The sequence below is a fragment of the Flavobacterium ajazii genome (assembly GCF_010614725.1).
Lineage (GTDB): Bacteria > Bacteroidota > Bacteroidia > Flavobacteriales > Flavobacteriaceae > Flavobacterium > Flavobacterium ajazii.
This window is the reverse complement of sequence record NZ_JAAEHL010000016.1, coordinates 52,697-75,754: the sequence shown is the minus strand read 5'-3', so window position 1 is coordinate 75,754 and position 23,058 is coordinate 52,697. Positions and strand designations below refer to the sequence as shown.

At 34.7% G+C, this 23,058-nt stretch carries 18 protein-coding genes; 5 read left to right on the top strand and 13 right to left on the bottom strand.

Annotation, left to right across the window (positions count from 1 at the left end; translation table 11 throughout):
* Positions 1–17 precede the first annotated feature (17 nt).
* Positions 18–560 (bottom strand): DUF6934 family protein, encoded by a 543-nt coding sequence (locus tag GWR14_RS22340; protein WP_246236371.1) that lies wholly within the window; start codon positions 558–560, stop codon positions 18–20.
* Between the two features lie 99 nt (positions 561–659).
* Positions 660–1,025 (bottom strand): helix-turn-helix transcriptional regulator, encoded by a 366-nt coding sequence (locus GWR14_RS22335; RefSeq protein ID WP_163411357.1) that lies wholly within the window; start codon positions 1,023–1,025, stop codon positions 660–662.
* 154 nt (positions 1,026–1,179) lie between these two features.
* On the opposite strand from GWR14_RS22335, the gene GWR14_RS22330 reads away from it, so the two are divergent.
* The 5 genes from GWR14_RS22330 (at position 1,180) to GWR14_RS22310 (ending at position 4,687) form a co-directional block, all read left to right on the top strand.
* Positions 1,180–1,419, top strand: a complete 240-nt coding sequence (locus GWR14_RS22330; protein WP_163411356.1) for a hypothetical protein — start codon at positions 1,180–1,182, stop codon at positions 1,417–1,419.
* Between the two features lie 103 nt (positions 1,420–1,522).
* Complete coding sequence (locus GWR14_RS22325) at positions 1,523–1,861, top strand: hypothetical protein (protein ID WP_163411355.1); 339 nt, start codon at positions 1,523–1,525, stop codon at positions 1,859–1,861.
* Positions 1,862–2,261: 400 nt separating this feature from the next.
* The gene (locus GWR14_RS22320) at positions 2,262–2,912 is read left to right on the top strand and encodes an outer membrane beta-barrel protein (protein ID WP_163411354.1); all 651 of its coding nucleotides are present in this window, start codon (positions 2,262–2,264) and stop codon (positions 2,910–2,912) included.
* Positions 2,913–2,936: 24 nt separating this feature from the next.
* Positions 2,937–3,440, top strand: a complete 504-nt coding sequence (locus tag GWR14_RS22315; protein WP_163411353.1) for a hypothetical protein — start codon at positions 2,937–2,939, stop codon at positions 3,438–3,440.
* A 221-nt stretch (positions 3,441–3,661) separates the two neighbouring features.
* Complete coding sequence (locus GWR14_RS22310; protein ID WP_163411352.1) at positions 3,662–4,687, top strand: PAS domain S-box protein; 1,026 nt, start codon at positions 3,662–3,664, stop codon at positions 4,685–4,687.
* Between the two features lie 70 nt (positions 4,688–4,757).
* Here the strand turns inward: GWR14_RS22310 and GWR14_RS22305 are convergent, their stop codons facing one another.
* The 11 genes from GWR14_RS22305 to GWR14_RS22255 all read right to left on the bottom strand — a co-directional run bounded on the left by GWR14_RS22305 (position 4,758) and on the right by GWR14_RS22255 (position 22,962).
* Complete coding sequence (locus tag GWR14_RS22305; RefSeq protein ID WP_163411351.1) at positions 4,758–6,800, bottom strand: protein-disulfide reductase DsbD family protein; 2,043 nt, start codon at positions 6,798–6,800, stop codon at positions 4,758–4,760.
* 133 nt (positions 6,801–6,933) lie between these two features.
* A complete protein-coding gene (locus GWR14_RS22300) occupies positions 6,934–9,753 on the bottom strand; it encodes a M16 family metallopeptidase (RefSeq protein ID WP_163411350.1) in 2,820 nt (939 codons plus the stop codon).
* A gap of 191 nt (positions 9,754–9,944) precedes the next feature.
* Positions 9,945–11,327: a TlpA family protein disulfide reductase gene (locus GWR14_RS23955; RefSeq protein ID WP_163411349.1), complete on the bottom strand. Its 1,383-nt coding sequence runs from the start codon at positions 11,325–11,327 to the stop codon at positions 9,945–9,947.
* A gap of 27 nt (positions 11,328–11,354) precedes the next feature.
* The gene (locus GWR14_RS22290; protein ID WP_163411348.1) at positions 11,355–12,827 is read right to left on the bottom strand and encodes a retropepsin-like aspartic protease; all 1,473 of its coding nucleotides are present in this window, start codon (positions 12,825–12,827) and stop codon (positions 11,355–11,357) included.
* 6 nt (positions 12,828–12,833) lie between these two features.
* On the bottom strand, positions 12,834–13,709 hold the full coding sequence (locus GWR14_RS22285) for a thioredoxin family protein (RefSeq protein ID WP_163411347.1): 876 nt from the start codon (positions 13,707–13,709) through the stop codon (positions 12,834–12,836).
* Between the two features lie 74 nt (positions 13,710–13,783).
* Positions 13,784–15,274, bottom strand: a complete 1,491-nt coding sequence (locus GWR14_RS22280; RefSeq protein ID WP_163411346.1) for a PKD-like family lipoprotein — start codon at positions 15,272–15,274, stop codon at positions 13,784–13,786.
* Positions 15,275–15,305: 31 nt separating this feature from the next.
* Complete coding sequence (locus tag GWR14_RS22275; protein WP_163411345.1) at positions 15,306–16,073, bottom strand: DUF4843 domain-containing protein; 768 nt, start codon at positions 16,071–16,073, stop codon at positions 15,306–15,308.
* A 10-nt stretch (positions 16,074–16,083) separates the two neighbouring features.
* The gene (locus tag GWR14_RS22270; protein ID WP_163411344.1) at positions 16,084–17,532 is read right to left on the bottom strand and encodes a RagB/SusD family nutrient uptake outer membrane protein; all 1,449 of its coding nucleotides are present in this window, start codon (positions 17,530–17,532) and stop codon (positions 16,084–16,086) included.
* Between the two features lie 10 nt (positions 17,533–17,542).
* Positions 17,543–20,872 (bottom strand): SusC/RagA family TonB-linked outer membrane protein, encoded by a 3,330-nt coding sequence (locus GWR14_RS22265; RefSeq protein WP_163411343.1) that lies wholly within the window; start codon positions 20,870–20,872, stop codon positions 17,543–17,545.
* 161 nt (positions 20,873–21,033) lie between these two features.
* Complete coding sequence (locus GWR14_RS22260; protein ID WP_163411342.1) at positions 21,034–22,179, bottom strand: FecR family protein; 1,146 nt, start codon at positions 22,177–22,179, stop codon at positions 21,034–21,036.
* A 186-nt stretch (positions 22,180–22,365) separates the two neighbouring features.
* The gene (locus tag GWR14_RS22255; RefSeq protein WP_163411341.1) at positions 22,366–22,962 is read right to left on the bottom strand and encodes an RNA polymerase sigma factor; all 597 of its coding nucleotides are present in this window, start codon (positions 22,960–22,962) and stop codon (positions 22,366–22,368) included.
* Between the last annotated feature and the right edge of the window lie 96 nt (positions 22,963–23,058).

Here is a 23,058-nt window from a genome sequence, read left to right as displayed (position 1 = left end):
TTATTATACAAAATTATCTATTTTTTCTTATATACCAATACCGCAATGTATTTATTTTTAGGAACATATTGAACAAATGTTCTGGCCTCTTCATCAAAACCGAAAAAAATATATTCTTTTGAGAGCTCTTTAAAATTCTTATCGACAAAATAAGTATAGGCTCTTATTCTTCTGTTTCTGTTTTTGCAGGCTGTATCGGTATCGCATCTTTTTGAACATGAATTCCTGCAGTGTTCTTCAAATTCCTCTTCACTGTCGCTGCCCTGAACATAAATTGGAAAACCGGGATTATCTTTGAAAAATTTAGGAACAGTGCTCAAAACTGTATTGAATACGTTTCTCATGTCACCATTATTGCTATTGGCCCTATCAGAAACACTTTTGGTTTCAGAATCGTAGTCCCCAAAACCTAAATTGTAGATTTTTTGCCCCTGTTTGGTTTCAAAACCTGAATATTGTACGGCTTTAATAAGTTTTCTTTCTCCCGTACTTTCAAAAAGATATTGTACAATAGAGTTTTCTATTGATAAACTGGTTTCGTAAATAGCAATTTCGGTCAAGTTTTTTTTCTTACAATAATACTAAATATTGCTAATATTTAGATTGTTATTTTGTAGGAACAGATAATCTTTCAGAGTTAAAAATGCTGCTTTTGAAGTCTATTCCTTCTTTTCTTCCAGTTTCTTTTCTATTATGGCAAGAATTTTATCTGTAGTAGTCTCTTTTTCAAAGTATTTAAGGAAAGCTTCGTATCCGGGATCTGAATTTTGATAAACTGAATTTGGTTCACGTAAAGAATCGTTGTTTTCAATATCCATTTCACCTGCCCCGGTTAAAACCCAGTTAATGTTCAGATTAGGGTAAACCTGCATGATTTTTTTCAGGATATTCATCCCTAATGCTCTTGAATTTGTTAAAATTGGGTGTAAAGAAGTATATAGTATATCATTTTCTATGCAAAATTGCCTAAGGTTAACTTCTTTGTTTTCAATGTAATAACGTAATCTTTCTCCTTCGGTTCGCATTTTGTATTAAAATTTATATTAAAAATGATTTAATATATTGATAAATGATATATATTTGTCGTAGTCACTTCGTAGCTATGGCGTAGTAAAAATACAATATTTAAATGATTTTAAATAACACTTCCCTATGATAACACCCGGACAGAGAAATAAAATGAAGAAAGTCTTTAAAACAGGATACTCAAAAGAGGTTCAAAAGCTTCTGGAAGAGAAAGAAATTTGGAATAAAAAAGGGCTTCCGTTTAGCAAATCCTACATTACTCATGTTTTTAACGGGAGAAATAGCAATAACGATATTGAAGAAACAATAATAGAATTGTATCAAAAAAGATTATACGAAAATACTGAAATCGCATTGCGGAGAAAAGAAATTTTTAGTAAAAAATACGGATAAAGAATTTCAGGTTTAATTAAATATATATTTAAAAAGTTACGAAGTTTTTACAACAAACCAGAATTAATAACCAAAGTTAAAACCAAAAAATCATCCAGTAATTATGGCAATAATAAAAAATGAAAATTTAGGAAATATGGGATACTTCTCAGAAGGACAAGGTGTATTAACGAATTTTGTCTTCGAAATTTTATCGGTGGAATATCGTGATAATTTATATGGATATTTCAGAATAAAAATAACAAATGATAATTCTAAGTTTGTTATTATCAATAATCTCAGTATTTGCGGTCCGTCTTCTGATGCTTTTCCTGAGATTGTTTTAAAAGAGGGTTTTTACATCTGCTATCCTGCTTTAAATCATAGAATTATACTTGATATTTTTAGTTTTGAATTTGATTTGTTTAGGCTAAAATCAACCTTTCAAAATAGAGAAAACTAAAAAATATGTTTCAAGTTATAAAATGAAACCTGTTTTTGAACTGATAATATTGAGCAAAACAGAGTCTGAAAGAGACTAAAATGTTCCGTAATCAATGTTACTTTTTATCATTGCCTAACGATTAAACTTTAAGGTGTAATGCCCTTTAAATAAAGAATATTGGAGTACTTGAACAGCTTGAAGACGGTATTAAAATTATTCGATTTGACTTAAGTTAAAAGAAGAATTTTAGTTTTTAATTCGCATGTTTATAGTGTATTACGGTAAGTGAAATGACTGAACGACAATGGTTTGTAGTGATAAACTGTTAAAAAATATGTTAATTTTAATGTGAACAATTCAAAGCAGATACGTAAAAACGTATTCTAAAATTATTTGTAATCATTAAAAATCAGAAATCATGAAAAAGTACCATTTATTATTCGCTGTTTTTTTCTTTTCACTGGCAATGTCGGCTCAAAGTGCACAATCGTTTTTACTTAATGTATATGGAGGTTATACCTTTGCAGACAAAGTGGATTTTGATAATTCATACGCACGTGTGGAAGATGGTTTCGAGTGGGGTGTAGGACTGGAGTATTTCTTTATCGAAAACCAGTCAGTCGAATTAAAATATAACAGACTTGATACAAAGATGCCTTTATATACAAAGATTATTACTCCTATTGGAGGTGTTCCTCCAGGAACTCAGCTTAACGCCGGAGATGACAAAGGGGCTTTAAACTACATATTAGTAGATTATACGTATTATTTCGGGTCCAGTTCTTCGAAAGCATTACCCTTTTTTGGAGCTGGTGCAGGGATTTCGATTCTTGAATCACCAAGAAACGGAAACGGGACTTATTTTGCATGGGAAATTAAAGCGGGTGTAAAAGTAAAAACCAGTTCACCATTATCAATTAATCTTCATGCTTATTTGCAATCTATGTCTGCAGCTGTTGGATATGACTATTATTGGGACTACTATTGGGGGACTGTGGCTTACCCTGATTATGTATCAACATTCCAGTTTGGGCTAGGAGCTTCATTGAGTTATGATTTCAGTAAATAAGTATTTTAATAAAACTAATAAGTTATGAAGAAGATATTGTTTATACTTATGTTCGGAGTTACGGCTGGCTTATCGGCTCAGGATTCTGCTAAAGATGATCTGGCTTTGATTCAGGATATTTACGGCAAATCAAAAAAGCAGGTGGTAACCGAATATCTTAAACTTTCTGAACCTCAGGCTACAGCTTTTCAGGAGATTTATGATGCTTATGAAACCGGGAGAAAAGAACTGAGCCAGAAAAAAATTCAGATCATTGAAGATTACGCAGCCAATTATCAATCGCTTACCGATGAAAAAGCGGCTGAGTTAACAGAAGCCAATCTGAAAAACGGACAGGAACTGGATAAACTGCTTACAAAAACGTTCAGCAAAGCAAAAAAAGCAATCGGTGGTAAAAATGCAGCAAAATTTGTTCAGCTTGAGCAGTATCTGCAGACTACTATTCGCAGCGAAATTCAAAACAGTATCCCTTTTATAGATGAACTGGAAAAAACTAAAACGACTACAGCTGTTTTACAGAAAGGATAATTTTCTAAAGTTCAAAAAAAACAAATGACCTGATGAAATTCAGGTTTTTTTGTGCCTTATTTTAGGAATTTGTTTTAAAGTTGTTGATTGTTAGTTAGTTATATTTTAAAGGTAAATGTTTTAAAATAGTATAAAAAAAACTTTTTTGTGAGAGATTTTATCGATTAAAGAAAAACAAGTCTTTTTTTCTTTAAATTTATAAGGACAAATCCTAAGAATGTATGCAGAAAAATTCTTTTCCATATCGTATTCTTATAATTGATGACAATCCTCAGAGAATTAAACTTGTAAATGAATGGATTCATGACTGGTTTTACTCTCCTGAAATATCGACTGCAAATTTTAAAAACGTTATCGAAATAATAACTGTTGGAAAATCTGATATTATTTTAATAGCAGCTGAGCGCAAAAGTCAAATAGATACAATAAGAACGATTGAAAAAAGCATTAACGGAACAGTTATAATTGTCATATCCGATAGTATCACAATCTCAGACAGTGCAGATCTGCAAATCACTCCGGGAAGTAACAATATGCTGGATTTCCTTCCTAAAAAGGAATTAACCTCTTTACTCTTATACAAAAGCATTTTATATACGACTGAAAAAAATAAGATCGATATCAGGTATACGAGTTTAAAGCGCAAATACAATAATTTATTTGAAATGAACCCGGTTCCAATGTGGATTTACAATCTGGAATCCCTTAAATTTTGGCGTGTCAATGAAGCTGCAGTCCGCAAATACGGGTACACAAAGGAAGAGTTCCTGAAAATGAGCATAAAAGATATAAGACCTGAAGAAGATTTAGCAAAACTGGAAAAAACGATCAACCTGATCCGGAAGCATAATAAACTCTTTTCGAACGGAATTTACAGACACATTAAGAAGGACGGAACAATATTGTATGTTGAAATTGTAAGCAATATAATTTACATAGATAAGGTAAAATACAGCCTTGTACTGGCCAATGATATTACAGAAACGTTAAATTATATTCAGGCAATAGAAAGCCAAAACGCAAAATTGCAGGAAATAGCCTTTAGTCATTCACATGTCATCAGGGCTCCGCTTACCAATATAATGGGCATCCTGAATCTGATCAGGGAAATGGATCTGAGTAGTCCGGAAAGTGCTGAATTGCTGGAATATCTTTCTACCTCATGTGACCTGCTTGATGAGAAAATTTCGGAAGTTGTAAAAATGAGTACAGCATATCCGCTTCCTGAGAGTAAAAGTAAGGTATAAGTTTAGAAAAGAAAAGCCGAAAATCCTTTTGAAAAGAGGGGAGTGCCGGCTTTTATGAAATAAGAACGTTTTAAAGTTTCTGATAATTCGAAACTCCAGTTTTGAGCCAGTTCAGATATGCATCCACATCCGGATTATAAGCTGAGGGTTCATTTAATAATTCTTCTTTGGTATTAATCAGTACATAAAAAGGCTGTGCATTGGTTTTGTAAGTCAGGGTTTGAAACTCACTCCATTTTTGTCCGATGTATTTAATTTTTCTGCCTGTCAGTTCTGAAACCGTCTGTTCATTTTCAGGTAATTCTCTTTTATCATCCACATATAACGAAATCAAAACCAAATCGTTTTTCAGAACCGAAAGTACGTTTTGGTCAGACCAGACATTGTCTTCCATTTTTCGGCAGTTTATGCAGGCGTGACCCGTAAAGTCAATCATGACTGGTTTTCCTTCCTTTTTAGCATAAGCCATCCCGAGGGCATAATCGGTAAAAGCAATGATTTTATGAGGACCAAATTCGGCTCCTTTGGGAAGATTTTCCGCAGTTTTATTTGAACCGGAGCCTCCTAATCCATTCGGGATCTCACTGTAATGCAAAGGCGGTGGAAAGCCGCTGATTAATTTTAAAGGTGCTCCCCAAAGTCCGGGAATCAGATAAATGGTGAAAGACAAAACGATGATTCCTAAGCCCAGTCTTCCCACACTGATGCTGGATAAAGAGCTGTCGTGTGGCAATTGTATTTTTCCGAATAAATAAAATGCCAGCGTTCCAAAAATAGCAATCCAGATCGCCAGGAAAGTTTCTCTTTCAAACCAGTGCAGTTGCAAAACGAGATCAGCATTCGATAAAAATTTGAAAGCCAATGCCAGTTCTAAAAAACCTAAAAAAACTTTTACGGAGTTCAGCCATCCACCGGATTTTGGAAGCGAATTCATCCAGCCGGGAAAAGCGGCAAATAGTGTAAAAGGTAAAGCCAAAGCCGAAGAAAAGCCTAACATTCCGATAAAAGGGGAGAGCCCTCCGCGTGAAGCGGCTTCAACCAGTAATGTTCCGACGATAGGTCCTGTGCATGAAAACGAAACGACTGCCAAAGCCAAAGCCATAAATAAGATTCCGATAATTCCTCCCTTATCAGCCTGATGATCTACTTTATTGGCTAAGGAATTTGGCAGTATAATTTCGAAAGCACCCAAAAAGGAAAGTGCAAAAAATAGTAACAGGATAAAAAACACCAGATTAAACCAGACATTGGTAGAAAGTGCATTGAGCGAATCGGCACCAAAAGCCCAGGTTACAACAGCTCCAAGAAAAATATAAATCGTGATAATAAAAATGCCGTAAAAAATAGCTTTTCTAATTCCCTCTGATTTGGTTTTGCTTTGTTTGGTAAAAAAACTAACCGTCATCGGAATCATCGGAAAAACGCAGGGTGTCAGTAAAGCAGCAAAACCGGAGAAAAAAGACAAGATAAAAATCGTCCACAGACTTTTTGTTTCTTTTTTGTTTTCAGTTTTTTGTGTAAGCTGTTTTACAGGTTTTGTTTCTTCCTTTTTAATCAATTGAGCAGCATTTTCAGGCTCTTCCGTAATCATTGAATCTGGGTGTATTTCACCTGGATGCTTTTCTTCAATAGCAGCATCCGTTTTTGTTTTTGAGGCAATCGGATTTACTTTAAATTCAAATTCATCAAAACCGGGCGGAAGGCAGTTTTCGTCATTACAGACCATAAATTCTACCTCGGCTTTTATTTGAAAGGGTTTTGCAGCCATAACTTTGATGCGCTGTTTAAAAGTAGTTTCTTTTTCAAAAAAACGAATCTGCATTTTAAAAACAGGATCATTAATTGTTTTACCTTTTTCTTCTTTTACCTCTCCAATCAATTCAAAATTAGCATCTTTTGAAAACGTAAAGTGTGTTGGAATTGGTCCTCCATCGGCCACATTCTGACTATATAAATGCCAGCCTTCTTCAATTACTGCTTTGGCCTGCAATTCATATTCTGTGTCTGAAATTTTCTGAACGTTGGTTCTCCATTTAATTGGATTATAGATCTGAGCCTGTGCTATTACAGAACACAATAGCAGAAGACTCCCTAAAAAAATGCTCTTTTTCATGGGTGATATTTTAAAAATGGAGGGTTGAATAGTACAAAAACAACCCTCCGTCCGCTATAAAAATTACAATGCTTACTAATTCAAAATAATAATCGATAGGGAAGTAAATTAAAGACGCTAAAAAATCTTCGGGCTATTTTAAGGGTTTGAAAACAACCTCTACAGTATCAGCTTTGTTTAAAAGTGAGTTTGCAAATTCCTGAATGTCTTTGGCAGTAACACTGTTTACAATATTGACGTAATTTTTGGGATCATTCATATCATAACCATTTTCAAAATAATTATAAATCAGGTTCATGCTGTAACTATTGAAGTTTTTGCTGTCTTCTCTTGATTTTAAATAATTGGTTCTCGTCTTTTCGATATCTTCAGCTCCAATTTCACCTTTTTTGATTTTATCGATTTCCTGATATACAATTGGCAGTAAATGTTCAACTTTGTCGGCATCACAATCAAAGGTTACCTGAACACTGGCTTTTGAAACCGGCAGTTTATCCAGGCTTGCCCTAACATTTGCGCCATAGGTTCCGCCTTCTTTTTCGCGAAGACTTTCGGTATAACGCAGCGTCAGGATATCTCCTAAAAAGGAAGCCAGGATTCTGTTTTTTTGATTATAAGCATAATCTTTCTGGAACAGAATACGAACCGAACTTTTTGGCGTTTCCATTTTAATGAAAACATCACGGTCAATTTTATTTGAAGTCCATTTCGGAATATCGGTTTTAAATTTCTCCTTGCGTTTGATTCCGTTTATACTGGCGATATATTTTTCAATCAAAGGCTTTAAAACTTCCGGCGTAACATCACCAACGATGTAAAACTCAAAATTGGAGACATCCGAAAAACGGTCCAGATAGAAAGATTTCATTTTCTCAAAAGACAAATCATCGATATATTTTTGGTCTAACGGACGAATTCTAGGATTATTTTTTCCGTAAACGATATCCGATAAACTGTCTTCCATTTTTGCATTAATATCGTTGGCTCTGTTTTTTAAAGAATTTTGCATTCTTTGTTTCATAAGGGCGTACATTTCGGTATCAAATCTTGGCTGTACAAAACGCAAATGCACCAATTGCATCATGGTTTCGATATCTTTTACATTGGCGGATCCTGAAACCGTTTCTTTTAATGAACTGATGCCTACAGATGAATTTGCAATTTTTCCTTTTAAAACTTTATCCAGATCAACGTTGGAAAGTTCACCAACACCGGACATCATCGCCAGACTAGTCGCGCGGGAAGCAGATGGTAAATCCAGAGGTTCATATAAAGATGTTCCACCAAAGCTTTCTGCTTTTAGTTCAACCTCTTTTTTATTTTTATCAGCAAATTTATAATGCACTTTTACGCCGTTGCTCAATACAAAAGTGGTAGCATCAATCGTAGTTTCTTTTTTCTCGGAAATAATTTTTCCTGGTACCACTTTCAGGTTTCCTAAAAGTGTTTTTCCTTCAAAAGTATCTACGTAAGGCTGTAATGAAGTGTCATTTTCTGCTTTCTGAATAATGTCAAATGCCTTTTCCTGAGTCAGGTTTTCTTCGCCTTCCACACCGGTTACCGTAATAACCCGATTTTGCTTTGTGTATAATTTGCTTATCTGTTCCTGAAGAATTTGGGTATCAATGTTTTTTAAAATGCTTTTTGTCATTTCAAATTCGGTCACAGGATCAGCAATTACTTCATGGTTCAGATAATCATCTTTAACCATTCCGATTACCTGTTTGTGCGAAATCTCATTTAGTTTTTCCAAATAATTTTCGTAGCCCGAAATGGTTTCGGTAACTGCTCTTTCAATTTCGCCTTTTGAGAAACCAAATTTGTAAGCGCGAACCCATTCGTTCATTACCATTGCAAATGCTTCGGCTTGTTTATCCGGTTTTGGAGAAATTCCTAAATACCAGATATCATTTAAACGCGTATAGTTTTGGTAGGAAATCTGCGCACTTTTAAAAGGGCATTCCTGTTTTTGTGCCATTTCTGCCAAACGGTTATTAAGGATTGAAAAGGCAAGGTTTCGCTGAGTTGATTTTTCTAAATCGGCGTAAGTAGTGGTTGGTTTTTCAGCTGTATGACGAATCATAAAACTAATACTTGTTGCTGAAATTTCTTTGTCTAAGGCCAGTTTAAATGAAGGTTCTTCTTTTTCAGGAATTGCAATTTCAAAACGTTTTTTAGGATTTTGAGGCGTTGGAATATCTGCAAAAAGTTTTTTAATCTTTGCTTCAATTTCATCTGAATTAATATCTCCGACAATAGCGATAGCCTGCAGATCCGGGCGATACCAGTCTTTGTAGAAATCTTTTAAAACCTGATATTTGAAGTTTTTCACGATATCCATATCACCAATCGGCATACGGTCTGCATACAGTGAATTGTTGTAATAATAAGATGCCAGCTGATTGTAGATTCTTGCTCTCGCATTTTGTCTCGTACGCCATTCTTCGGTGATTACACCTCTCTCAGCATCGATTTCTGAATCTGTCAAAGAAAGAAAATTTGACCAGTCGTGCAGAACCAGTAAACAGGTATCGACTACAGAACCATCCTTTGACGGAATATTGTCCAGATTATAAACCGTTTCATCTGTGCTTGTATAGGCATTGATGTTTTTACCGAAAACAGCTCCCTGTTTCTGAAGTGTATTCAGGATACCTTTTCCTTCAAAATGTTTGGTTCCGTTAAACGCCATGTGTTCCAAAAAGTGTGCAAGACCTTTTTGCTGATCGTTTTCTAAAATAGAACCTACATTCTGAATGATGTAATAACTTGCTGTGTTTTTATTGACTTCTGTCGGATAAATGTAATAGGTCATGCCATTTGGCAAAACGCCCTTTTTAATTTTTTGATTAACGGCGATTGGATCATTTGCTTTGAAATTTTGAGCATTAGAAAACCAAAGATTTCCAATTACTAGTAAAAAAGCAAGAGCAGATTTGTGTTTATAAAACATATTATTTTTTTTTTGTTAGGTAAAATTATTTAAACACATAGAGACATAGTTTCTTAAAATGAAATAAAGACGTTTCACTTTTATAAAAAACACAATAGCTATGTGTGAAAATCATGATTTTTTTGAATATCTGAAATTTTATATTTTTTAATCTATGTTTCTATGTGTTAGTTTTTACCACCAATAAATTATTAACCTTTCAATAATTTATCCAGTTGTACTCTCAACTCAGGATTTGACGGACGCAGCGCATCAGCATTGATAATATTTCCTTTCGTATCAAATAATAAGAATCTCGGAATGGAATGTACATCATAATTTTTAGCCACATCAGAACCAAAATCTTTATCAGCCATTAGCTGAATTCCTTTTAACTGTTCTTTTGTAACAAAGTCTTTCCATTTTTGAGCGTCTTTAGCTTTATCAAGAGAAAGACTCACAAATACGATGTTTTTTCCGTGATAATCTTCCTCGATTTTTTTCATGTGCGGAATTTCAGCTTTGCAAGGTCCGCACCAGGTTGCCCATAAATCGATGTAGACAAATTTACCTTTAAAATCAGAAAAAGAAACAGGTTTGTCGTTAATATCTTTATAAGTAAAATCAAGTCCTTTTTGACCTACATTTTTATGAAGTACTTTTTCGTATTCCAGTATAAAAGCTTTGCTCGCTTCAGAAACCATAAAAGGTTTTATAACCGGGGCTATTTTTTCATACTCTTCAATTTTCATTCTCGAATTGGCAACGGCATCACGAAGAAAAGCATCTTTTAAAGCAGGGTCTGTAATATGTGTGATGGCTTCGGTTAAATCTAAACGTTTTGGAGTAGCAGCACCATTTACACTTACATAAAAGAAATAATTAGACATTAATGAAACGCCGTTTGCTACTTTTAATAAATCAGGATCCGTAAATTTTTTATCAGTTTCCCAGGTTTTAATAATTTCCGGACGAACGTCTTTTTCAGGATGTACCGTTCTTGGCAATCTGAAAAAAGTATACGTCAATTCTTCAACATCGGTTGCTACGGCTAATTTTAATAATTTATTGAATGCAGCATCTTTTGTTTTGATGGTTTTTGAAAACTCATTGGCTTTGGCTACACCTTTATCAAGCCATGGATAAAAATCAACATAAGTCTGATCTCCTCCGAGTCTGGCGAAAGGGGCAAATTCATTGTAAATTTCGTTTGCTTTCTGAACTAAAGCATTCTGTCCGGTATTTTTACCGCTAAGTACATAATTGTCTTTATTAATCAAAAGTGTAATGTCTAGTTTTGGTTCTAAATACAAGCGGATCAGCTGACCTCTGCCTTTTTGCTGTCCATAATCAACATAATAAAAACCGGCAGCCGCAACAGGCATCATAAAGCCAAATTCTCCCAGAGAATTTATCTTTGCTGTTGCAGCAACAGCCGGTTTACCTTCTTCTGCATTATAAAGTGTAACTTCTTTTGCTTTTGATTCGGGAATTGAAATAGTTCCTTTAATTACCGCATATTCTGAAATGTCTGCAGCAAAACTAATCTGAGCCGTAATAAAGCTCAGAATGAAATAAAAAATGTGTTTTTTCATGATAGTTATTTGTTTTTTGTTGATAATTTAAATTGAGATCTGCATCGACTGATCACCCTGTTCGATGATAAAATCTTTGGCTTCCTTATGCTCTTTTAGTTTTTTAAGATTTTCTGGTTTTAGTAAATCCAGGGCTTCAAAATCATTAATCTGAATAACTTTGGCACCTGTTTTCACTCTTTTCAAATCTTCATTATTCGAATTCACAATCTTTTTTATGATTAGATTGTTCTGATCATCAAAATCTAATTCGATTCCCGACAGGTAAAAAGAAGAAGGTTTTCTGAAACTTTTATTTGGTTCTAAATACACCGTTTTGTGAAGAAGGTCAATCGTAAAATTGAACCTTTTGATTAACTCAATTCCGAGTGAACCATCTGCGGAAGCCCAGTTTTTATTATTTTCCTGATATTCCTGCAAAGCAATGGTAACATTGGGGAAATTATTGCCGTTGATTTCTGTATTCGGAATCGCACCGCCTACAATTTGGGTAATGCTTCCTAAACTTTGATTTACAGAAGTATAATCGGTTTTTAAACTGTTTTGTAAAGTATGTTTATGGTTAAAAGGTCCGTAAGCGATGAGATTATAACCGGCTCCGGTATCGAAAGTGAAATTGCCTTTGACAGTTTTTTTATCTTCAAAAGTCAGATTCATTTTCACTACCGGCAAGCCCGTTTTATAATCAAAAACAAGAGGTTTAGCTTTTCCGTCATAGACATAATTTCCAAAATTGTACAAATCGATTGTTTTAGTATCAAAATTGACTCTCGTTATAAAATTGCGAAGTAAATTGGCCCCGAATAAACCATCAAAAGCACCACTTTTCGGGAAAATTACCAATCCCTGATTTTTTAAAACCTGATCACCAATATAAATCGTATTATCAGCAGAGTACTGAACCTGATGGCTTCCGCCAACAACCGATGCCGATTTGGTTTTGGTAACCACAACCCCGGCTTTGTAAGCGCTGTCTGGGTTTAAAGCCATTCCGTCTGCACCTGTATCAAATTGCATGATGAATTCACGGTCTGATTTGTTCAGTTTTATTTTGATGGCAATTCCGCCCTCTAAAATTTCAAAAGGGATACTGGCTACTTTTTTGACTTCTGCATTTCGGGCAACACCGTATAATTTATCAAAATAGGTTACGTACAGTATTTTATTTGCTTCAGTGAAAACTATTTCGGATGCTTTTTTATCTTTTCCTTTAAAGAAAAAATGAACTGCAACACTGGTTTCATTTTTAGAAGCAACCGATTTTCCGATTTGCAAAGAATCCAGAGCAGGAAGAGCATTAAAAATTCCGTTCAGGTAAAATTCATTGGAAGATGAATCTCCGACACCTACTGTAAATTGTGGTGCCAGGAGTTCTTTCATGCTATTGTAATCTTTATTCTGAAAAGCTTTTTCGAAAGTTTCAAGCGATTTTTGAATATTGTCCTGAGCGCAAACCGCAAGACCAGAAAGTAATATCGCAGACAATAAAAACTTTTTCATTTTGGGTTATTTTTGTAAAGTGTATGGGTTCTTTGTAACGACTTTTTCTACACCAAAATCTTTCAGTAAAATGCCTTCATATTTTGTCCATTCTTCAGTCGTGTACAATTCTTTTGCTTCAGCAAGTAATTCTTTGAAGCCTTTCAAATCATTTGTTTTTTCAAACTCTTTTTTCTTGCGCTGTAAAATGGTGAAGACATGACCTGAAACGCTGGAACTTCCGTAATCCTTAGACAATTGACTTGCATTTTTCAGAAAAAAATCATCGTATTGTTTTCCAATCCTTAATCCGGTAATGATTACAAAAGGAACTTCTGCCAACAAAGAAGGCTGTGCTTTTAAGTAGGTATCAGCAACGTCAAAAGGAACATTTCGTTTGTTAGCCAAATAAGCCTGTACATAAAAATCCGGGTAATCGTTTTCCTGAATTTTTGTACTATATTTTTTGAAGTTCCCTTTTTGAGCAGCTTCTTTTACGTTTTGAAGCAAAGCTGTAAACTGATCTACAGACTGAAATCCGCCTGCATTATCAATGATTTTACCATCAGCATTTAAAAACAGAAAAGTTGGAAAACCGGTCACACCATATTTCATGCTTAGTTTTTTGCCAATTTCTTCTTTTAAAATATCCGATTTGAAAGTGACAAAATCAGCTTCTAAAACAGCTTTGACTTTTGGATCAGGAAAGACTTCCTTGTCCATTTGAGCACAAGGCATACAGCCTGTGAAATACAAATCGACAAAGATTAGTTTTTTCTCTGTCTGTGCTTGTTTTTTAGCTGATTCCCAGCTTTCATCTGTTGATGTTGTCTGTGCATTTAAGGCAATAGAAGACCAGGCAAGCAGCAAAAATGCACTTGCGATTTTAAATAAACGTTTCATAAAATGTGGTTTTTAGAAACCGAATGAAGAATAAATTTCATTCTTCATTCGGTACTTTAGTTTTTAAGTTTTAATTATCTAACCCGATAAGAAACATCGACAATTTTGCATAAGCCAGGATAACTGCTTTCCAAAACTAAATCTCCGTTTACAGGTGGAACTGTGTATAATTCTAATTTTCCAGTTGTGCTGTAAGTACCTAAAATTAATTTGCTGATTACTTTTGAGCCTCTTTTACTGAACCCCAGATAGGTAATTTCTTCATTTCCTTTATCTAGCATCAATTTTGCAGATTGAGTTCCACTATCATACTCATACACTTTGTTTCCAACAGTATAAAATAAATATCCAGCATCCGGACTTACGGCAAATTTTGTTGCTTTGTCTAAATCCGGAGCATTCAGCATTTCTTTGTAGTATGTCTGTACAGCAGTTGTATTAAAACGCAGCAGATAGAATTTTCCTGTAGAAATGTTCTTTAATACTGCAAAGCTTTCGTTCAGATTAAAATTAGAAGTGGTCATATAAACCAGTTCGCAATTAGGATTATTCCAGTCTAATACTGTTGGAGAAGCAGTAACCGGAGGCATGGCTGAACAATTTCCTTTTGAATTACTGTAACGCAGAAAACGATGTTTTTCAACATCAAAAAAGACAGGAGTTCCTGTTGCTGAACTTTCTGCAATAAAAGGTGCAGCATAGAAAGTTTTAGTTTCCAGATCTACTTTATTTTGAGGCAATCCATATCTGGTTTGCAGTGCTCTATTAAAATAATAGATATTGCCATCTTTATACAGGTAATTTTCTGATCCGGCTCCAGGACATTTCATAAAATCTACTGCAAAATTTGTTGGAAAACTCCCTCCAATGGTTTCATAAGCTATATTCATGGTCTGATTCCATGCAAAAGAATCGGGCTCCAGTCTTGCTGTTCCGGATTCTGATGCCGTTACATAGACTCCATAAATAACACTTCCTGCTAAAGGTCCGCTAAAGCACTCCACATCTACTGCTTTTCCGCTTAATTTGAGTGCAGATCCAGCAGCATCTAAGACATCGTTTATAATACGAGGCTGTGGAATACCGGGAATTATAGAAACCATATCAAGTCTGGCTTTACCGTCAACATCCCCAACAACCAGCCATCCTTCATAAATAGAGGATACGACATTTAATGTTATAATGGGCTGCTGCCAGTTTATTCCTGTTACTTTATCTTTGATGAAATAATATAGATTGTATTTCGCTGGAGGCAATTTTAAAATACCTTCAAGATTTTTAGTGGTGGCAATAGTCGTTCTGGCTTCAATGGCTAATTTTGCCGGATTTAAGGCAACCCATTTGTATTCATAACGATCAGGATCTGTTCCGTCATCTAAAGTTGGTTTTATGTTGGGGGTTATATTAAAATCATCCCCTGTATAAACAGTATATTCTTCTTGTATTCCGGTTACTTCCAGTTCATTTATTTTCTCATAATTGTAATTTCCTTCATCGCTTACACATCCGTATGTCAAAAAGAGAAGCGTTATTATGGCTGTCTGTATTTTTATATTTTTAAACATCACATTATATTTTTAAATTAAAGAATGGTTGTTAAGGAAATAGCATTTCTTTTCCGTCTTCCTCATAAATAGTATTGCCACTAGCTTTCTGATCGGCCAGATAACGTTTCATAAAACTTGCATAATACAATACTTCAGGTATTGAAAGCCCTGGTGAACCCTGCGTCTGATTAAACATTTCCGGTTCTAAATTCATCAGATCGCACATTAAAAAGAATTTTTTAGCCGTAAACACACCAAATGAGCCAGACTGCCATCCAATTGGCTGAATTAGCTTGTCTGTGAATGTTAATTTAAAACGAGTGTAATGAAGTTTTTTCTGTGTCAAAACATTTGTTACTCTGTCCTTCATATTTACAGTAAAAAATTCGTTTTCTTCCAGATTTAAAACTAATGTTACAGATTTGTCTTTTAAATCTAAAGCTCTGTGAACAGTTACTGGAATAGAGTCTATTTCTTTGCCGGCATGCAGAACAATATTTTCAGGCAAAGAAAAATGTGTACCTAAAATTGCTGTACTTGAAGGATCTACCGAAACTTTTATCTTTCGATCAACATCGCTTACAGTTCCCTGAACTCGTACAGGAATATTATAAATTCTTCCAGTAATAGAAGCTTCATCAAAACTAAAACTGAATCCGGTACTGTCTATAAGTGGTCCGTTGTTATATGCAGGGAATACTGCAAGCGGAAAATAAATGTTATTGGTGTCTTTATAAACTTCAATTTCTTCTTTATCACATGATGTCAGTCCTAACAGAGACAAAAGAGTGATACCTAAAATCAATATTTTTTTCATGATTACTTTTTTAATTTTGAAAATTAACTTCCGACTCTGGTAATGGTACTACATATTTAACTGCATTCATTGTAACATTTCCAGATGATGCGGAACCATTTGGAATTGCAGTCGAATTGATTCTTTTGTAGTAAAAAAACAATTGTCCTTCGCCAATAAATTCTTTTCTGTACTCTTTTGTAATTTCAGTAGCTAATACTGCAGTGGCAGCTAAATTGGTCAGACCTCTATTGAATCGAAGTGTGTTTAAAAAAGTAATACCATCAGCTGTTGCAGGTGCAGTTTCTGCAGCAATAAGATACAGTTCTGAAAGTTTAAACATCGGGATCTGTAAACGGAAAAATTTAGTTTTGTCTGTCACGTCTTCATATTTGAAAAATGTCTTCTGGGTTTTTCCTCCAGTAATTGGAATTTTCCAGCTTGGCAGGCTTCTGTAATCGTTATCATTAGACTCAAAAACAGCATTTATTCTGCTCAGCATAGGAGCATAAATATTAAAATCGTCTAAACTGGAATCAAAAAGTGCTTTTTGCTTGGTATATAAAGTATAATCGCTAAGAGCAAAGAAATTCTCAGCAGAAAAAATACGATCCGGATTAGAGGTGTTTGTAGCATCTAAGAATGGAGTCCAGGTAATAACAGGTTGTGTTTTTACAAAATTTATAACTTCATTTGCCACAGCAAAAGCTCCTGTTTTATCTCCAGCGTATAAAAGCACTCTGGCTTTCAAACATTTTGCAGCCAGTATATTCATTCTTTGTCCACGGTTCAAAGAATAATAGGGATTAGAATCAAACGCTGTAGAAGCATTATATTTTCCTGTAGTAAGAATAGGATCGTTTGCCAAAAGAGCTATTGCTGTGTCTAAATCGGTTGTGATTTTTGCAATAACATCTTTAGCCGGTAAAATCGGATTATTTGAGGTCACCGGAGCATCATAATAAGGTATTGAAGGATCTTCCGGAGCTACTTTATAAATTGGTCCGTACAATCTTAACATATCAAAATGCAGCATGGCCCGGATAGCAATAGCTTCTCCTTTTAAAAGAGCTGCTTTTTCAGCCGATATAATCCCGGAATGTTCGTCTATACTTTCTAAAAATTTATTTGCAGATAAAACTGTTGTAAAAGCACTTTCCCAAATTGCGGAAAAAGTATTTTTGAGAAGTGTTTCATCATACGAATACGTTGCTATTTTATTTTTAACATGTGATCCGGACATATTATACTGCTGTCCCAAAATTTCTACAGCATCCATAGTCAGTTGTCTGCCGTAAAGATTGTTTACAGCCATTTGAAGATAAAGTCCATTATGTACATTCTGTACACCGGCTTCTGAGCTGTATGCCTGATCCTCTAAAATTTTGTCTTGTGGCACAACATCCAAAAAATCACTACAGCTTACTATAGTTAGAGATGCAAGTAAAAGGAATGTAATTTTATATAAATACTTATTCATAATTTCTTTATTAAAATGATAAATTAAGACTCAGAGAATATATTCTTGAGAAAGGATACTCAATACCTCGTTCTGCTTTAATAGTTGAAACACGGAAGAATTCGTTTGCCAAAGCATTAAAACCTAATGCTGTTAAACCTGCTCTTTTTAACCAGACCCTGTCTGTAACACGGTAACCTAAACGAATAGATTCTCCTGAGATGTAATCATCTTTTTGGATAAAACGTGATGAGATTGGTGTATTATTGGTTAATCCTATCGCTTTAAATTGTGCCATCTGACCTGGAGTTGTCCAGCGGTCTGTAAAAGCTCTGGCATCCTGATTATCAAAAATATTGTCTCTCGAAATATTTTCTACCTTATTATACAAGGCAGAATTAAATCTTTCTGCACCAAAACTGTAACGCACAAACAATCCGAAACTAAATCCCTTGTAGTTTAAGTTTGTAGAAACCACTCCTGTAGCAGTTTCTCTGGAATTTCCCATTACTACTTCATCTTTTTTATCCAGAATAAAAGTCGTTTGGCCGTTTTTCTTTAAGAAAACTTCTCTACCAGTTGCCGGGTCAATTCCTAATGAAGGTACAGCCCAAAGATCGTTGCTACTTGCTCCGTCATAATATCTCGTTAAGCTGGTTGTTTTTTGTGCCTCAGAATTTAGAGAAGATAATGCGTTACCAAAACCTCCTAATTCATTGTCTCCTGTAGCTCCCATTAAGCCAATTCCCCAAACAAAATTGCGGCTTAAATCGTAGATGAAATTGTAGTTCATTTTTAATTCTAATCCCTGTGTAGTTAAGTAACCCACATTCAGAGGATAACCATTAAGTCCTGTTGAAGCAGCAAGATCTATTGATACAATCTGTGGAGACGTTTTACGTTTGTAAGCTCCCAAAGTCATTGTTAATCTGTTTCTAAACATAGCCAGATCTAATCCTAAAGACAAATCTCTGGTCCTTTGTGCTTCTAAATTTGGGTTTGCAATTTGAGAAACTCCTAATCCAGGACCAAAAACGTTTGTATTTGGATTGTATGAGTATACATCATAAGAAGCGAAACCTACTAAATTCTGGTTTCCGGTTTGACCGATATTGGCACGTATTTTAAAAATATTAACAATATCTTCGTTCATTTTGAATTCATTGTTGATATTCCAGCCAATACCTACACCCCAATAAGGCGAATATTTTTTGTTTGTTCCAAAATTTGTCGCACCTGAAATTGTCTGGGTAAAATCGAATAAAAATCTACGGTCGTAAGCGTAGTTAATCTGATTTGTTAAGTCGACGCTTCTTATTAATTCTGTATAAACATCAGGTTTGCCATTTGGCTCATATCCAAAAGCAAAGGAAGGATTTCCAGGAACTCCAAGTGGGAATCCTCGTAAAGATGTTTTGAAAGAATTATTTTTTGTTTCTAAAGCCGAAGCCCTAATGGTGTAGTTAAAAGAATGAACGCTTTTAAAAACATTAGAGTAAGTTGCACCCAGATTAGCATTCCATTTATCAGTCACAGCTTCATAGCTGCTGTATGTTCCTTTTTCTGTCGCAATATTACTTATAAAACGAGTATCGTCTGGAGAAACAAAAACCGTATTGTGATTATTAAGCCTTGAAACAGACAAAGCTCCAGTTGCTTTGATATGTGTGTTTACGTCATAATTAATAGCAAAGTTATTTGTGAAGTTAAAATCTTTTCCTTTATCATAACTTCCTAAAAAGACATTATAAAGCGGATTTGCCGGATGGTTTACAATTGTTTGTAAACTGGTTAATGGCAATGAACTTCCGTCCATATAGCGTGTGATGACTCCGTTTTCGTTATATTTTGGATAATACGGACTTGCTTTTGCCCAGGTTTCAAATGAACCATAATTTGACTCCTGATTATTTCCTCCGGAAATAAAAAATTGATTGCTAATGTTCAATTTGTTTTTTCTGTATGTCAAAGTTGTGTTGTAACCCCAGGTATCATGCTCTGATCCTTTCATGGTTCCTGTAAGCGTTTTATAATTTCCGGCAATGTTAAATCTAAATTCCTCAGAACCACCGCCAAAATTCAAACTGTGTCCCGATGTGATACCCATTTGAATCGGTTCGTTCAACCAATAAGTATTTACACCGCTTCGTACTGCTGCCAGACGTCTGTTATATTCTTTATCCCACGTTAAAGGCGTTGTTTCAGTAGTTCCATCCTTAACAATGAATGCACCGGAAAGTCTTTCAAATTCCAGTTTCTGTGCTGCATTCATTAAGTTGTAAACACTTAAATCTGCTAATTCATAAGAAGCATTATAGACATAGGAAAACTGTAATTTTCCAGGAAGAGGTTTGTTCGTTTCAATAACTACAACTCCGTTTGCAGAGCGGGATCCGTATAAAGCAGTTGAAGCAGCATCTTTCAATAAAGTTATACTTGCGATTCTGTTAATATCTAAATCTACAACCTGCTGTAAAGTAGTTGGAAAACCATCCAGTATAAATAGTGGTTGGTTAGGATCGTCTCTAAACTGGCTGTCTACCTGATTTGCCGTTAAACTTGTCTGGCCTCTCACCTCAATAGTAGGTAAAATGTTGGGGTTAGAACCTGTTATATTATTATTTACTACAATAAAAGAAGGATCCAGCGATTTTAAAGCCTGAACAGCATTTTGAGTAGAAACCTGTCTTAATTCTTCTCCTCTAAAAGTGGTTACTGCTCCGGTAATCAATTCTTTTTTACGAACAGTTACCCCTGTATTTATGACAACACCTTCTAATTGTTTGGTTTCTTCTTTTAGTGTAACGTTAATTACTTTTCGGTTATTAACAGCAACAATCTCAGCCGTATGTCCGATGTAAGTGAATAATAAAGTTCCGTCATTTGGGGCTGTAATGGTATATTTTCCGTCAAAATCTGTCTGAGCTGTTGCATTGGTTCCTCTAACTTTGATATTAACTCCCGGAAGCGGTTCTTTTTTGTCATTGGTCACCGTTCCTTTAATTTCAATTGATTTTGACTGCTGTACAACAACTTTTTCTACAGGTACAGTCTTTACCAAAATAGTATTGCCATTGGAAAAACTGAAGTTAAAATCTTTTCCCGGAAAACTGGCTTCCAGTAAATCATTGACTCTGATTTTTCCTTTTTTCAGATGTACTTTGGGTAATTTTTTAAATAAATCTTCCTGATAAATAAAGGTGTAGTTGGTTTGTTGTTTGATAAGGTCAAAAACTTCGTCAACAGTTACCGTTTTATCAGCTGTAATAACAATTTTTGCGTTTTGCGAAAAAAGATTTGCAGGGGTGAAACCAAAAATTGCAGTACAAAACAAGAAGATAAAAGCTCTCATAATGTTCATAATTAGTTTTTTTCTAAAATAGAAAAGAACGCTGGTTAATTTAAAATTCATAAATTTACATGTTAATTGGTTGGTTGGTTTTTAAAATTGATTAATTGATTATCGATACAGAAAGGGATAAAGTGCAGTACGGTGAGAGGTCTAAACTTTAATCCCTTTTCTTATTTTATTATTATTTTATGATCCTTTACTTCATAGGCATTAATAAAATTGATATTCCTGATTGTTGTTAATATGTCTTCGAGCTTTTGATTTTTATTTAATACTCCGTTAAATTTTACATTCCCTAAAGCCGGATCAGCAAAAACGATATCTACATCATACCATCTTGATAATACTCTGGCAATATCTTTTAACGGCATTCCTTTAAATACAAAAAGACCTTTTCTCCACGAAACTTCGTTGTAAACATCTACTTCGTATACAGCTATTTTAGGATTGTTTATATTTACTTTTGACTGTTCACCTGGTGCCAGAATTTCTTTTGCTTCGGCATTGTCAACAGCTACTTTGCCTTGTACAAGCGTGGTATATATTGATGTTTCGTCTCTGTAAGCTTTGATATTGAATTCGGTTCCGATAACCTCGACATTCTGCATTTGAGTTTTTACCTTAAATTTGGAACCTTTATGTTTAGTGCTTGGTGAAACTTCAAAATAAGCTTCTCCGTAAACTAGCTCTACCTGTCTCAGTTCGCCATCGGTAAAAGCAACCGGATATCTTAATTGTGATTCAGAGTTTAGCCAGACTTTTGTGCTGTCTGCCAGCTGGACAAAAAACTGCCCTCCACGCGGAATCGTTAAAAGATTGTTGGTAATGACCTGAGATTTATTTTTAGAATTGTAAATCAGTTTTTCGCCATTACTTGAAATATTTCCGGAGGTGTAGGCTTTCCCTTTTTCTAAAGCAACAACAGAACCGTCCTCAAGTGTAAGTGTTGCTTTGTCACTTCCAATTAGTATATTCTTATCTGTGTTGGCAGTTTTGTTTCCTTTTATTGTGTGGTCTGTATTGAATAATAAAGTAATCGAAATCAGCATAGCAACAGATGCAGCAGCCAGAACCTTAAATGTAGTTCCGGTATAAAATGGCCTGATTGGTACTATTTTAACTTCCTCAGGTTTTATTGCATCCTGAATCCGATTCAGTATTTTATTCTGAATGTCTTCTTTCGGGCCTAAGGTTTCATCCCAATCAGAAGCTGTTTGAAAGCTTTCGTAATAATTGAGTAATTTTTTATTCTCCTCCAAATTGGTATCTCCAGAAAGATATCTGTTTAATAACACCAAAAATTCTTCTTTTTCCATTTTTTTTATATTAATCCAGGAGTCTCAAATAGTATGTATACAAAATGAGCTGTATCCCCTAGTCGGGATAGCATTTTTTTTATTTTTTTTTAAAATTTGGGGAAAACGTCTCGAAAAACGCGGGAAATCGGTATTCAAAAAAGCTGGCCTACATTCAATAAATTAGTTTTGATTGCAAATGGATACTTATTTTATCAGATTTTTTGAAAGCCATAAAACCATTGCCATACTCGTACTGCTGCCCATAGATAAACGGATAGTCTGAAGTGCTTTTGTAATATGGTTTTCAACAGTTTTTGTAGAAATATCTAATTGAGCTGCGATTTCTTTGTGGCTTAATTGTTCCTCACGACTTAGTTTATAAACCTGCTGGCATTTTTGCGGAAGGCTTTCCACAATAGCATTAATTTGTTCAACAAGTTCTTCGTGCATCAATAAGGTTTCCGGAGTTGCATATTGAAAACGCTTGTCCAGATCATCAAAAAGCTCGACATGAATTTTGTCTTTGTTCTTTTTAAAATGACTAAAAACCTGATAACGGGCACAGGCATACATGTAACCTTTTAAAGAAATATGAATTTCAAGTTTTTCACGGTTGTTCCAGATGTTCATAAAGATATCCTGAATGATATCTTCGCACATTTCTTTGTCTTTTAATATGTTGTAGGCAGACATAAACAAACACTGCCAAAACCTGTTGTATAATTCGGTCAAAGCAGACTCTTCGCCATTGCGCAGGCGGTCAATTAATACTTTATCCTCATTTAAAACTAGATTCGACAAGTGGTATTACTTTGTTAACTGAAAAATTCGTAACAAACATACTAAAATAATTCAATGATTTTAATTTATTGTCAGTCAATAGCCTTGTTTGGTTTT